A 14,544-nucleotide genomic window follows, 5' to 3' on the forward strand; every position below is an offset into this window, starting at 1 on the left:
GTTTCTTACAAAGAAAAAGCTACCACGCCTTTTAGAGCGTAGTAGCCTTTTTCAATGTTATTTCAAAGCATGTTCCAGATGAATTACTGCCAATTAAGCGTAAATCACCACCTATAGATTGCGCCATCATTTTACTAAGCGATAATCCTAAACCTAATCCACGGACCGCATATTTTTTATTTTCGCCTCTATAAAAACGCTCAAAGATAAATGCTTGATCTTCTTGAGGAATACCGTATCCAGTGTCCCTTACAGTAATTAATACAGCATCCTCTTTTTCCATAAGCGCTACGGTAACGATCCCTTCCTGCATAGCCTGCTTTGCATTCGTCAATAAATTCGTAATTATTTGCTGTATTCTTACTACATCAGCCTGTACATCAACGGATTCTGCAAGGTAATCCAGTTGTATTTTTACATTTTCGTCATCTTGCATTACTTCCCACTGTGCTACGGCATCACGTAATAATTGATTAACACTTACTGTTTCAAGCTTCACGGGAATTGCATCTACCGCAAAATGATTAAAAGCTAGTAAATCGCCAACCATTGTTTTCATTTTCATCGTTTCTACTAGTGCCATTTGAATAAATTCACTAGCGTCTTGGCCTGTAACGACACCATCTTTCACTGCCTGCAATAACCCACTAATTGATGTGACTGGTGTTTTTAGCTCATGGGTGACCCCTGCTAATAACTCTGTTCGAGTCTTTTCTAATTGCTCTAGCTTATTCGCCATTTCCTTAAAAGACGTAACGAGCTCATAAATTTCTTCTTCCTTATTATTTTGAGGCAAATCAAATGTATAGTTTCCTTCTTGAACTTGCTTTGCAGCTTCGGCAACTTGTTTTATTGGATGCGCTAAACGTTTTGATAAAAAATAAATAGCCCCCCAACCTAATACGGCAAGTGCTCCAATTAGTAGTGCCAGTTGTCCATATGCTTGATTAACCTTCGTTAAATTGTCTTTCTTCTCTAAAACAAGCACCCAGCCAACTACTTTATTGTCCTTTTCAAGTTTTCGTTTTACGACATATTGGACCAACTCTTGTCCATCATTCGCTGCAGTTATTTTCTTTGTCCCCTCTTCACTATCTAGCAAGCTGGCAACGTTTTTGGCATTCCCCGGTGGCACCGGTCGATTGCTATTTACTATATTCCCTTCCTTATCTACGACATACAAAATGGGGTCAATTTCTCTCATAGTAAACCGTTCACGATTGCCAATAAAACCTGGAATACCGCCCATATGTCCATTGTTTTGACTTGAAAGATCAGTTAGGCGATATACAGTCTCGTCTGCTAAAAATTCCATCAACTCTAGTCGATTTTGAAACGCTGTATGACGAATCCACGCCGCAGAAATCAAAGAGATAATTGCTAAACCTACAAATAGCGTTAATAAATAGCGACTTGTCCAGTAGTTGAGTAAAGATATTCGCTTATTTTTTTTGAACACTTAGCTGATACCCCAATCCACGTAGTGTCTTTATTTCGCCCTCTTCCTCATCCCACTCCTTAAGTACTTTTCTGAGTCGCTTCACAGCTAAATCAACCGCTCTATCGCTACCTTCATATTCCCAGCCCCAAACTTGATCGATCAGTTGATCCCGTGTAAATGTTTGATTTGGGTGTTCTGCTAAAAATAAAAGCACAGATAAATCTCTAGGCGTTAAGACGATTTCTTCTCCCTTAAGTAGCACTCGGTGGGCTTTCATATCAATCTCTAGCTCACCAAAGCGTTTTATTTCTGCAGATTTATGACGTCCTTCAGCTCGTCTTAAAACTGCCTTTACTCTTGCCACTACCTCATCAGCTATAAATGGCTTTGCAATATAATCATCTGCCCCTTGATCAAAACCCTCTAATCGATAATTTACATCACCTAATGCCGTTAGCATGATAACTGGACTAGAGCTACATTCTCTAATTTCCTTTAGAATAAACCAACCGTTTTTTTCTGGTAACATAATATCGAGTAATACTAAATCAGGCTGAACCTTTTGAAACATATCCAATGCCTGTCCACCATTAAAACATTGCATAACATCAAAGCCTACTTTTTTCAAATATGCCTTCAAAACTTGGCTTATTGCATATTCGTCTTCTACTACTAATATTTTTGCCATGTCCTTCACCTCGTTACCAGCTCATTCGTATTTTCATTATATCATCGGTTTATGTCAGTTAAATGTCAGGAACTAGTGCGTCTGTTCATTCTTATAGCGAAGTATATTTCCATGTATGGATCCAACACTTCAAATATCGAGCTATTTACAATTTAAATCTATTGACAATGTCTTCCTAAGACAATTATCATTGATTGCGAATGATAATCATTGATAATTCATTCATATAGTAGATTTTATTAACTAAAAATGATTAGGGGGGAAAAGCATGATTATTGTTACAAATCGTATTCAAGTCAAACCGGGATTTGCTGCAAAAATGGCACCGAACTTTACAAAACCAGGTCCTCTACAACAGTTTGAAGGCTTCCATAAAGTAGAGGTACTAATTTCAACTGATGATCCGACTTATGACGAAATGAGCGTCAATATGTACTGGGAGACGAAGGAGCATTTCCAAGCTTGGCGTAATAGCGATGCATTCGCTGCGGCACATCACCGTCCTGGACAAAGCTCTGAGGGTGGAAAACCTGAAAACAGTCCAATGATCGGTAGCAAAATAGTTATAGCTGAATTAGCTTCTTCAATTGAAGCATTACGCTAACTTTTAATTTGTATCTCCTATCCTCACTATTACCGAGGAAGCGGGATAATAACTAACATATCTTCTGATTCTATCTAAAAAAAACCTGCATTTTTAAAAATGCAGGTTTTTTAATACTTTATCGCATGAAAATAACTAAAACATATCCAAGTATTGATAAACAAACCGAACCGATTAGTCCGGCAATAAACGCCTTTACACCTAATTGTTTAAATGTTTTTATGTCTACATTTAAACCTAGTCCGGCCATCGCCATCCCTATTAAAATATAAGCGGTATTTACAAATGTTTGCGCTACATTAGCTGGTACAATCCCTAACGAATTAATAGCACTCATCGCTAAAAATCCGAGAATAAACCATGGAATGATCGACAATGAAAATCCTTCCTTTTCCTGCCTCTTGTCAATTCTCCGATATAAAATACCGATGACAATGGCTACTGGTACAAGCAATGCGACACGTGTTAGCTTCACAATAACCGCCATATCAATTGCTTCATTCCCACCAGCAGAGGCTGCCGCAATAACATGAGCAATTTCATGTAAAGTGCCTCCCGCAAAAATACCATATTCAGTAGGAGTTAAGTTAAATACTGAGTATAACACCGTATAGACTAATGTGAATACAGTCCCTAATAATGCAACAATCGCTGCGCCCACTGCTGTCTCTTTTTCATTTGCTTTAATTTGAGGAGCAATAGCAACGACGGCAGCAGCTCCACAAATAGCTGTGCCACAAGCTGTTAATATGCCGAGCTTCTTATCGACATGAAATACCTTCGTTAAGCCATATACAACCAGCAAAGCAAATACTAGATTAATAAACGCAATAAGGAAGACACTCGTTCCAGCATTGTAAATATCCATTAAATTCAAACGCATACCTAATAAAATAATGCCGAGGCGTAATAATTTTTTACTTGAAAATGTGATGCCTGTTTGCCATGAATCCTGCACCTTAAAGGTTGCTCTCCAAGCCATACCTAATATAATGGCAATGACAAGCTGCCCTAATATTGAGAAGAACGGAAATGTCGAAATATACTTCGCCACTAAGGCAATAATGAGTGTCAACAATATCCCCTTCATAAACGCTGGGGCCAGGAAACTTTTTAACCTACGTTGGCCATTATCCATGTTGTTCACTTCTTTCATCCTTGATGATTATTACTTTATTAGAAAGTTAATCATCAGTAAAATACATATATATAATGGCAATTATTAATATTTCTAATGATAGGAGTGATGATATGCAGTACGATGCTTTAAAAACGTTTATCACACTGGTGGAGATCAATAATTTTACGAAAGCCTCCGAAATACTTCATATTTCACAGCCGAGTGTCAGTTTACACATTAAAAACTTAGAACGAGAATTTCAAACGACCTTGTTTATCCGTTCACCAAAATCTGTACAAATTACCCCAACTGGAGAAATTTTATATAAACGAGCTAAACAGATGCTGGCCATTGCGGAAGCAGCAAAGGAAGATATTTTAACCTATCATCATGAAATTCAAGGGACGCTTGTGATTGGGGCTAGTTTTACAATTGGCGAATATATTTTGCCTCCTATTATAGCTAGCTTACAACAGCAATTCCCTCAGTTAGAGCTTCAAGTTATTATTGGCAATACGAAAGAAATCATTCAATATACAAAATTGTTACAAGTCGATATCGGTCTTATTGAAGGACAGGCACATGACCATGAACTTATTATTCATCCGTTTATGCAAGATGAATTATTTATTGTCAGTGCGAGTAATCACCCTCTTGCAAAGGTACCAACTATTACGGTTGCGGACTTACAGCAGCAAAATTGGGTTGCACGTGAAGATGGCTCTGGCACACGTTATTACTTAGATCATTTATTTAGAGCAAACGGGCTCCAAGTACGTTCACTTCTTACTATTAGTAGTAATCAAGGTGTGAAAGAAAGCGTGATTCAAGGGCTTGGACTTTCATTACTGTCCGCTAGTGTCATTGAGCGTGAATTAAAAAATAACGATATAAAAATCTTACCTCTCGAAAATCAACATTTTACACGAACATTTTCTTATTTGTACTCACCTACAATGAAAAACAAACGCAATGTTGACACTCTTATAGAGGCATTATTAAAGAAAGCTTAGCGACTAGTAATTCGCTAAGCTTCTTGTTGTTGAAAAGCTATTATGTGTCGAAGGAAATATACTATGTGAAGTCTCACTTTAAAGTTCTTGGGTTTATACGTTTACGCTCCTGCTTTTGCTCAATAATTTCTACGAATTTCAACGCTGCTCGAGATAAAGGCACACTTTTCAAATAACACATGCCAATGCTTCGTGTTGGAATACTTTCTGTTAATGTTAACTCATATAAAAGGCCTCGTTGCAAATAATCCTTCGAAAATTCTTTCGTTACACAGGCAATCCCTAAATTACTTCGTGCAAATTCAAGCACTAGATCATGTGAACCAAGCTCAAACTCAGGTTCAATGTGGATTCCTCTTGCAAATAAGTAATCTTCTACGTACTTTCTTGAATTTGATTTTTTCTCTAAAAAAATAAGTGGAAATTTTAGCAAATCCTCAAAGCTTATACTTTTTGAAGCCAACGTTTTGTACTTCTCACCACATACAAAAATATCTTGAACCTCCGTGCAAGTGGTTAACTGTAATGTCGGATCTTCTATCGGAAAATTACAAAGTCCTATATCAACCTCACCAGATTTAATAAAATTACAAATTTCCGAAGTCGTTCCATTTAACATTTGTAATTTTATATTTGGGTACATCGTATGAAACGCCTCTAGATAAGGCATTAAAAAGAAACGAGAAATTGTATCCCCTACCCCAATTTTCAACTGACCTGTTGTTAAATTTTTAAATTCCAGCAGCTTCTCCTCGCCAGCATCTAAAAGGCCTAATGCTGAATTTGTATATTCATACAGAAGGCTGCCCTCAGTTGTTAACGTCACCCCTTTAGGTGTGCGGTTAAAAAGACGTGTGCCGAGCTCCTTTTCTAATTGCATCATAGCTTGGCTAACAGCTGGTTGAGTCATATATAAATCTTTAGCAGCACTTGAAAAGCTATTGTTTTTAGCAACAATACTAAAAACTCGATATAAATCTAATTTCCCTATCATATAAGCACCTCTTATAGCTATTATACGAACTATTAATTTTACTTATATCATTAAAGAGGCGTATAGTAAAACCATATTGATTTAATTTCACAATATTTAACTTTTTTCAGTAGGCGAAAAAGAATCGGCAAGGAGTTTTTTATGAAACACAGCCGGTTCCAGACGTAATTATGCCGAGGCATACTATTAATCATACATTTATCTATTAATAAGGAGAGATTATTTTGGAACGTGTAGTTGGTACAGTAGTAAGAGGTCTTCGTGGTCCAATTATTAACGAAGGCGATAATATTGAGCAAATTGTTGTTGATACAGTATTAAACGCAGCAAAGACTGAAGGCTATTCAATTGAAGATCGCGACATCGTCACAGTAACAGAATCTGTCGTAGCGCGTGCACAAGGTAACTATGCATCCATCGATGACATCGCAGCGGACGTAGCTGCTAAATTTGGTGATGATACTGTTGGTGTTATTTTTCCAATCCTAAGCCGCAATCGCTTCGCTAACTGCTTACGCGGTATTGCAAAAGGTGTAAAAAAAGTTGTTCTTATGCTTAGCTATCCATCTGATGAAGTTGGGAACCACCTAGTTGATATCGATGAGCTAGATGTAAAAGGGATTAATCCTTGGACAGATACTTTAACTGAGGCTGAATTCCGTGAGCATTTCGGCTATAAAAAACATACATTTACAGGCGTAGATTATATTGAATATTATAAAGAACTAATCGAAGCTGAAGGCGCGTCTTGTGAAGTTATCTTTTCAAACAACCCAAAAACAATTTTAGATTTTACGAAGAGCGTTTTAACATGTGATATTCATACACGTTTACGTACAAAACGTATTTTAACGGCAAATGGTGCTGAAAAAGTATACAGTCTTGATAATATTTTATCTGAGCCTAATAACGACTCTGGCTTTAATGCCGAATATGGTCTACTTGGTTCAAATAAAGCTACTGAAGATAGCGTAAAATTATTCCCACATACTTGCCAACCAATCGTTGATGGCATCCAAGCAAAGATCAAAGAAGCTACTGGTAAAACAGTTGAAGTAATGGTTTACGGTGATGGTGCTTTTAAAGATCCTGTGGGCAAGATTTGGGAGTTAGCTGACCCTGTTGTTTCTCCAGCTTTCACAGCCGGATTAGATGGCACACCAAACGAAGTAAAACTAAAATACTTAGCAGATAACGATTTTTCAGAGCTTCGCGGCGAAGAATTAAAAGCAGCAATTTCTGAGTATATCCAAAACAAAGATGAAGATTTAACTGGGCAAATGGCCGCTCAAGGTACAACGCCTCGTCGTTTAACAGACTTAATCGGCTCTCTTTCAGATTTAACTTCAGGTTCAGGCGACAAAGGAACACCGATGATTTATATCCAAGGTTATTTCGATAACTATACAAAATAACAGCTACAAAAATGAACTCCCATTATCGTTTGGGCGTTCATTTTTTATATAGTATGCCATTTTATTTTATGCGGATAACAGAAATCGAACCTATGGATCCCTATTCTCTAAAGAGACACACTGCCACCGTTTACTTCCTCATATATATTATATATTTTCTGTTTGTTTTACTTCCCTTTTCACATCATACTTATTTCAAATGATTTGGAGTCTCTTTTTCGTTTAGCCAACGTTCACTTGTTCGAACTTGATCCTTTCTCACAAACTTTTCTAAGTTCTATCAAAAATCAGCATATTGGACTGTTTTCATTCATATATATATATAAAGCTCCTCTTTGGTGCGTCGACTTTGGATATTACTCTTTTGAGAATTCATACAAGCTCCCTTCGTGCGCAATATGAACCTTTCCATCCCCTCCCCCAGTATTGGAAACTCTATATTCCTGCTCATTTCCCCCATTATTACTATCGAATCCCCTCTCTCTATTTATTGTTTTTTTGATAATAACATCATATTTCTTTCATCAAAATCACAACATCAATTTTACTAAAAAACATACATTTTACCTATATTAAATACCCCTCATCCCCGTTCGATATTTGTCACATCAACAATCACAAATTGACCTTTAGCCACATTCAAACGCTCACACAAAACATAGAATACCATTCGTAATTTCTATCTTGCAGCACCTCCAAAAAACTCTTAACGTATAGCATCCCTTGAAAGAATATGTGTGTTTTCGCTTTTCGTTAGCCCCTTAACAAACGTACTCTCCCCACATTCAGGTACCAAACTGTAAATATCACCTTCATTTTTCGCCCCCACCAAATGTCTATATCATTTACAAAAGCTCTTTTTCTGGGATTAACGACTATTCTTCTTACTTATCAATATTAATCATCAAGTTAACTTTAAAATACCGAGAATAATTTCCGATGATCTAAATGATATAGAAGGAACACTAGGTAATCACCATAACGAGGTTGATTCCCATTTCGACTAAGCGCTTTTCTATAGGGCATCCTATAAGCCACTTTAGTCATAACGCTCGCTCCATAGTCTTATCTGTGACGTTGAACCCCACGGGGTCGAATAACCTCACTCAACTTATATACATAATTTCATACCAAAATTTAGGAGTATATTCATAAAAGTAACTCCTTTTCAAATAGATAAATACGGATACAAAAAAGACTGCCCCAACTTTTTCGGAGCAGTCTTTTTGTTAAAAATCTGATTTTCTTTTATAATTTTATTATATCATAAATTTACCAAAATTACTAGACTATACTTCTTTCCTAACTAGCTGTATGATAAATTTCCCGATTCTAAATAATCCATATTGAAAGGAATGTGAGTAACATTGGAAAAGCAATATGAACGGACAGAAGAAAATCAGTATCTTGTTCTTTGTTTAAATACAGTTGGTCACAAAAAGGAGGAGTTACTACAAAAGGAAAAGGATGTTAGAAACAATGTTTTAACATTAAAGAAAACCTTTTGGGATGACGTCAGAGTGAATTTAGATACTCCTGAGGATATAGACGAAACTTATTATGCTATTAAACAACAGGCGGAGCTCTTATCCGATTCTCAACATGCTCAGCAACGTGCCATCAAGGATGTAAAAACTTATGACCGTTTACTGCAATCCCCCTATTTTGCTCGCATTGATTTTTTACAGGATGGGCAAAACGAACCTTTAAAGATTTATATCGGTGTAGCAACCTTAATGGATGAAGAGAATGAAAACATACTAATTTATGATTGGCGAGCCCCTATATCAAGTATGTATTATGATTACACCCCTGGCCCAGCCACTTATGAAACGGCGACCGACGGCATTCAAGGTGAGATGCTTTTAAAGCGGCAATTTATCATTAAGAATGGTCAATTGCAATCGATGTTTAATACAGGATTAACAATTGGTGATGACTTATTACTCGATATTCTCGCTCAAAATGCAAATGAACATATCCGCAGCATCGTAGCAACGATTCAAGCCGAACAAAATAAAATTATTCGACATGTTAACACGCCTTATCTCATCGTAGAGGGTGTCGCGGGTAGTGGAAAAACAGCTGTTGCTCTCTAACGTGTTGCTTATTTGTTGTATCATTATCGAGACCAAATTACTGCTGATCAAATTTTATTGATTACACCAAATCAGCTCTTTAATCAATATGTCCATACCGTTTTACCGGATTTAGGTGAAGATAATATGCAGCAATTAACCTTCTCCGAATATGCAACAAAACGTTTAGGTCGACAGTTCCAATTGGAATATCCTTACGAGCAATTGGAGTCAATTTTAACAGAGAAAGATGACTTGCTCTACCAAACGAAGCTTACTACTATTTCTTTCAAAGCTAGCCTCCAATATCGAGAATTGATGGACAAATATATAGAGTACCTTGCCAATGACGGTTTGCTATTTAAAAACATTGTTTTTCGAGGAGAAAGAATTATTACAGCGCAAAAAATTGCTGAGTATTTTTATTCGTTCAATGCGACAATTCCCATCCCAAATCGACTGCAGTTAGTGAAAGAATGGTTGTTACAACAATTATCGAAAATTGAAAAGACAGAACGGACGAAAGAATGGGTAGAAGAAGCTAGTGAATTGTTAGACATTGAAGAATATACAAAAACCTATAGTGATCTTTTACACGAAGGTCGCTTTTCAGAAAACTCCTTTGATGATTTTGAGCAAGAGCGCAAAAAAATAGCCATCCAAATTGTCAAAAAACAGCTCAAGCCACTTCGTCAATCTGTGAAACAATTAAAGTTCGTTCATTTGTTAGGCATTTATCGTCAACTGTTTGATATGAACAATACTATTCATCAGCAATTACAGAACTTTTTACCCGACCATTGGGAAGAAATCTGTCAACAAACGCTCCCTAATTTAACAAAGCGCATTATTTCATATGAAGATGCCGCTCCATTTTTATATTTGCAGGACAAAATAGAAGGTCAACGAACAAATACGATGATTCGTCATGTTTTAGTTGATGAAGCACAAGACTATTCTCCATTTCAGCTATTTGTATTACAACAATTATTCCCACGTGCACGTATGACTATATTAGGAGATGGACATCAAACTATCCATCCTCATACCTTTAAAAACCCTTCACTGCTGACGCCACAATTGTATGGTGAACAAGCAGAAAAAATAATATTAACGAAAAGTTATCGCTCAACAAAACAAATTATTCACCTTACTTCAAAGATTTTACATGAGGACGCAAAAGTAGAGGCCTTTAATCGAACTGGTCCCGAACCGACTATCACGATTGTTTCGAATGAAATAGATTTAATCGAACAGCTTGTCGAAAAGATTAACAGCTTGTCCCTAAATTTTGAAACAATTGCAGTCATCTGTAAAACAGAGCAAGAGTGTACGAAGGTTTTTGATCAAATGAAAGACCAAGTAGATATTCAGCTCATTACCCATCATACTAATCAATTTAAAAAAGGTATTTTACTGTTGCCTGCTTATATGGCAAAAGGAATTGAATTCGACGCTGTCTTAATATACAATGCTTCCGCAGCTACTTATTCTAGAGAAACAGAACGTAATTATTTCTACACAGCTTGTACACGAGCTATGCACGAATTGCATATCTATTCCATTAATGAGTTAACACATTTTTTAAAGCTTTAACTTATTTCAGCGAAGTTCCCAGGTGGTGAGATAAATGCGGATTTAAGCTACTTTTCGGGTGTCCAAACATCAGCTGAAATAGAGGAACTCAGTCTAAGGACACCACGTCCTATGGCATTACCGAAATGACCGACATCGTGTCGTCCCTCGTGTTGTTGTTGTTGTTGTTGCTGTCGCTTCGCTTTCGCACAGACAAAAACATGTTGCTGTCGCTTCGCTTTCGCACAGACAAAACATGTTGCTGTCGCTTCGCTTTCGCACAGACAAAAACATGTTGCTGTCGCTTCGCTTTCGCACAAAAAACATCTGCAGGCCTAAGCACAAAGCCGACTCCGGACGCTATTATGCCAAAGCATAATTGATTTTCTATAAAGAAGAGAATCTGCACGCTTCAATTGAAGGCTAGCAGATTCTCTTTTTTAAATATAGTAATTATAATCCTCAGGAATAACACGTTTTAAGAATTTCTTCGTGCGCTCCTCTTTCGGATTAACAAATATATCATGAGGGCTTCCTTCTTCTACAACGACACCACCGTCCATAAAAATTACTCGGTTGGCTACGTCTTTTGCAAAGCCCATTTCATGTGTGACAACAAGCATCGTCGTCCCTTCCGCTGCAATGTTTTTCATAACCTGAAGGACTTCTCCTACTAGCTCTGGGTCAAGTGCAGAAGTCGGTTCATCAAATAAAATAATATCAGGGTTCAACGCTACGGCCCGGGCAATACCAACTCGTTGTTGCTGGCCTCCAGACAATTGACTTGGATAGGCATCATATTTTTCTGATAAACCTACTTTATCAAGCGCTTTTCTACCAATATCAATGGCTTCGGCCTTGGGAATTTTACGTCCTATAATAAGCCCTTCTGTCACATTTTCTAGCGCTGTTTTATTCGTAAAAAGATTATAGTTTTGGAATACAAAGGCTACACGTTGTCGAATAGAATGTACATCCTTCTTCTTCATATTTTGAAAATCTACTTGGATATCGCCAAATGTCGCATGTCCTTGGTCGGCTGTCTCTAAAAAGTTAATGCAACGTAATAATGTTGTTTTTCCCGAGCCGCTGGGACCTAAAATAACGACAACATCTCCTTTATCAATGGCTAAATCGACACCTTTTAAAATTTCATTGCTACCAAATGATTTATGGATATTTTTAATTTCTAACATACTCGTTCACCCCTTAGGCTTTTGCCACTTTGAATTTACTTAAATGTTTTTCATATCGTTTAAAAATGTATTCGACCGTACTACATAAAATTAAGTACACAATGAAAATATCAATATATGCTTCCACGTAATTGTAGCCAACATTGGCAGCTACTTTAGCTTTTAATGTAATTTCAGGTAAGGACATTGCATAGCCTAAAGACGTCGCTTTAATGAGATTGACTGTGGCTGTACAAATATTCGGCATCGCTACTACTAAAGCCTGCGGAATAATAATACGGCGATAAGCTTGAAATGTTGTTAAGCCTACTGCTTGAGCTGCCTCTAGCTGACCTTTATCAATCGTACTTAAAGCAGAACGAAATACTTCTATTAAAATTGCCGTCGTACTAAATGCGAAGACAATAAATGCATACCAGATCGGATTGACTTTATAAATATCATAGGCAATATTATATTTTTCAAAAATAATTTTAAGTAGTAATGGAATACTACTATAAATAATAAAGATTTGAATGATTATCGGTGTACCTCGGACAAAGGAGACATATATCTTTGCTAAATGATGGATCACTGGGATTTTATTGATCCGTGTTAGTGCTAGTAGGAAGCCTAGTGGTAAAGCAACGAGCATAGCAACAATTGTCACAAGGAGTGCGATAGGTACACCTGATAATGCAACAAAAAATGTTTCAACTAAAAATTGATAATTCACAGTTACGCCTCCTTACGTTGTTTCTAATGTCTTTTTCCCCTTACCAAAAAACTTTTCTAGCATAGAGAAGAATTTTTCGATAATAATCGACAACACCCAATAAACAATGGCTAAAGCGATATATATTTCTAATGCATGTGCATTAATATTACTTGCGATAATTAAATTTGCCTTACCGACAATATCAATTAAGCCGATTGTATAAGCGAGCGCTCCTTCTTGTAATAACGCAATCATTCCATTCCCAAAGTTCGGTAAAGCGATAACGAGTGCCTGCGGGAAAATAATACGGCGATAAGCTTGGAATGGCGTTAATCCCACACTAACAGCCGCTTCAAATTGCCCTTTATCAATCGCTAAATAAGCAGAACGAATAACCTCTGACATAATCGCTGCAAACTGTAAAGTGAACGTTACGACTACGAAAATGGCTGTTTCAATTGAATGGAGATTTATGCCGAAGTTTTCCGCTAACGCTGGAACACCATAATAGACCAGGAATAATAAGACGATAGATGGTGTACAACGCATAATCGTTGTATATAAGTTTGCTAATTTTCGCAGCAATTTTATTGAACTTAACTTGGCAGCCGCTAATAGTAAGCCAAATATTGTGCCTAGTACAATGGAAGATCCTGCGACTAGGAAGGTCACTTTTAAAAACGGCAATAATACAGGAATTGAGTTCCAAATGTATGATGCATCAAAATACTTCTCCATTTCCTCACCAACTTCTATATTTCTAAGATTCTATTTCTATGAATAAAGACTGCTGAGTATACTGACTCAACAGCCTTTTATTTGGTAGTAGCCGCTACCGCCTATTAGCGCTTCACGGTTTCTAACACTTCAAATAAATCTCGACCGTAAAACTTAGTGCTTAATTCATTTGTTTTCTTTTGCTCTTTAATTTTTGCTATAGCTTTATCGTAAGCATCTGCAAATTCTTGTTCCTTTTTATTGAATAACGGCCATGTTTTAATAACGGAAAATTCGTTGTAAACTACGTCATCCTTTAATTTATGATAGGGGCCATCTTCTGCTAAAACTTGTTGTTTAAATGGACCTTCAATCATGACACCGCCATCGACACGTTTTTCATTTACCCATTGCACAACATCGACAGTGAACGCATCTCCAGCCTGTAATTTTACTTTATTGTCTGGATTGGCTTTATTATATTCATCAATAATTGTATATTGAGCATTATTCGCAGCAATTGGTGCTAATGAATAATCTTTTTTTGCAAAGTCGGCTAATGTTTTTACACCTTCATCCTCTTTACGTAATACTAGACCCGCACTACTTAAGCCTAAAAATTCTTTAGGGAAAATAAACTTTTCCGTACGCTCTTGCGTAAAGAAGGCATTTTTTATTCCAACTTGATATTTCCCTTGCTCAACACCAATTAATAAATCATCACTAGTCGTGCCTACAAATTCAAACTTATAGTCAGGTAACTGTTCATCCACTAGCTTCATGACTTCCACATCGTAGCCAGTCGGATTCCCGTTATCATCTAGATAACTAATTGGCTTAGACGCCTGGTCAAATGCAACCTTCACTGTACGTACTTTCCCGCCATCCTCTGAATCTTTATCTGAAGCTTCACCTGAATTACAGCCTGCTAAAATAGCCAGTGAAGCCAACCCGATTGCGGCCAATTGGAAAATCTTTTTCTTTTGTTTAAACATATGTCATTTCC

The 14,544-nt window shown here is 36.9% G+C and carries 14 protein-coding genes; 5 read left to right on the plus strand and 9 right to left on the minus strand.

Features of this window, described 5'->3' with window-relative positions; genetic code table 11:
- Window positions 1–31 precede the first annotated feature (31 nt).
- On the minus strand, window positions 32–1,459 hold the full coding sequence (locus B1B04_RS16015) for a sensor histidine kinase (RefSeq protein WP_079562420.1): 1,428 nt from the start codon (window positions 1,457–1,459) through the stop codon (window positions 32–34).
- Window positions 1,443–2,129: a response regulator transcription factor gene (locus B1B04_RS16020; RefSeq protein ID WP_079562421.1), complete on the minus strand. Its 687-nt coding sequence runs from the start codon at window positions 2,127–2,129 to the stop codon at window positions 1,443–1,445. The genes B1B04_RS16015 and B1B04_RS16020 overlap by 17 nt, the downstream gene beginning before the upstream one ends.
- Window positions 2,130–2,397: 268 nt before the next feature.
- On the opposite strand from B1B04_RS16020, the gene B1B04_RS16025 reads away from it, so the two are divergent.
- Window positions 2,398–2,733 carry a heme oxygenase gene (locus tag B1B04_RS16025; RefSeq protein ID WP_079562422.1) on the plus strand — a complete coding sequence of 112 codons (336 nt, stop codon included), beginning with the start codon at window positions 2,398–2,400 and terminating at the stop codon, window positions 2,731–2,733.
- A gap of 118 nt (window positions 2,734–2,851) precedes the next feature.
- On the opposite strand, the gene B1B04_RS16030 is transcribed toward B1B04_RS16025, so the two are convergent.
- Window positions 2,852–3,871, minus strand: coding sequence for a YeiH family protein (locus tag B1B04_RS16030; protein WP_079562423.1), 1,020 nt, complete (start codon window positions 3,869–3,871; stop codon window positions 2,852–2,854).
- Window positions 3,872–3,984: 113 nt separating this feature from the next.
- Between B1B04_RS16030 and B1B04_RS16035 the strand changes: the two genes are divergently transcribed.
- Window positions 3,985–4,866: a LysR family transcriptional regulator gene (locus tag B1B04_RS16035; RefSeq protein WP_079562424.1), complete on the plus strand. Its 882-nt coding sequence runs from the start codon at window positions 3,985–3,987 to the stop codon at window positions 4,864–4,866.
- Between the two features lie 73 nt (window positions 4,867–4,939).
- Here the strand turns inward: B1B04_RS16035 and B1B04_RS16040 are convergent, their stop codons facing one another.
- Window positions 4,940–5,860: a LysR family transcriptional regulator gene (locus B1B04_RS16040; RefSeq protein WP_079562425.1), complete on the minus strand. Its 921-nt coding sequence runs from the start codon at window positions 5,858–5,860 to the stop codon at window positions 4,940–4,942.
- A 224-nt stretch (window positions 5,861–6,084) separates the two neighbouring features.
- Between B1B04_RS16040 and B1B04_RS16045 the strand changes: the two genes are divergently transcribed.
- The 3 genes from B1B04_RS16045 to helD all read left to right on the plus strand — a co-directional run bounded on the left by B1B04_RS16045 (window position 6,085) and on the right by helD (window position 10,949).
- A complete protein-coding gene (locus B1B04_RS16045; RefSeq protein WP_079562426.1) occupies window positions 6,085–7,275 on the plus strand; it encodes a coenzyme F420-0:L-glutamate ligase in 1,191 nt (396 codons plus the stop codon).
- Between the two features lie 1,367 nt (window positions 7,276–8,642).
- The gene (locus tag B1B04_RS26220; RefSeq protein WP_240518313.1) at window positions 8,643–9,374 is read left to right on the plus strand and encodes a helicase domain-containing protein; all 732 of its coding nucleotides are present in this window, start codon (window positions 8,643–8,645) and stop codon (window positions 9,372–9,374) included.
- 12 nt (window positions 9,375–9,386) lie between these two features.
- Window positions 9,387–10,949 carry an RNA polymerase recycling motor HelD gene (gene helD / locus B1B04_RS16050; protein ID WP_303048892.1) on the plus strand — a complete coding sequence of 521 codons (1,563 nt, stop codon included), beginning with the start codon at window positions 9,387–9,389 and terminating at the stop codon, window positions 10,947–10,949.
- A gap of 47 nt (window positions 10,950–10,996) precedes the next feature.
- On the opposite strand, the gene B1B04_RS25955 is transcribed toward helD, so the two are convergent.
- The 5 genes from B1B04_RS25955 to B1B04_RS16075 all read right to left on the minus strand — a co-directional run bounded on the left by B1B04_RS25955 (window position 10,997) and on the right by B1B04_RS16075 (window position 14,533).
- A complete protein-coding gene (locus B1B04_RS25955) occupies window positions 10,997–11,248 on the minus strand; it encodes a hypothetical protein (protein WP_079562427.1) in 252 nt (83 codons plus the stop codon).
- 120 nt (window positions 11,249–11,368) lie between these two features.
- Entirely contained in the window at window positions 11,369–12,124 is a 756-nt protein-coding gene (locus tag B1B04_RS16060) for an amino acid ABC transporter ATP-binding protein (RefSeq protein WP_079562428.1), read from the minus strand.
- 13 nt (window positions 12,125–12,137) lie between these two features.
- Entirely contained in the window at window positions 12,138–12,839 is a 702-nt protein-coding gene (locus tag B1B04_RS16065; protein ID WP_079562429.1) for an amino acid ABC transporter permease, read from the minus strand.
- 12 nt (window positions 12,840–12,851) lie between these two features.
- Complete coding sequence (locus B1B04_RS16070; RefSeq protein WP_079562430.1) at window positions 12,852–13,559, minus strand: amino acid ABC transporter permease; 708 nt, start codon at window positions 13,557–13,559, stop codon at window positions 12,852–12,854.
- A 104-nt stretch (window positions 13,560–13,663) separates the two neighbouring features.
- Window positions 13,664–14,533: a transporter substrate-binding domain-containing protein gene (locus tag B1B04_RS16075; protein WP_079562431.1), complete on the minus strand. Its 870-nt coding sequence runs from the start codon at window positions 14,531–14,533 to the stop codon at window positions 13,664–13,666.
- Window positions 14,534–14,544: the final 11 nt, after the last annotated feature.

Source organism: Lysinibacillus sp. KCTC 33748 (genome assembly GCF_002237755.1).
Taxonomy (GTDB): Bacteria; Bacillota; Bacilli; order Bacillales_A; family Planococcaceae; genus Lysinibacillus.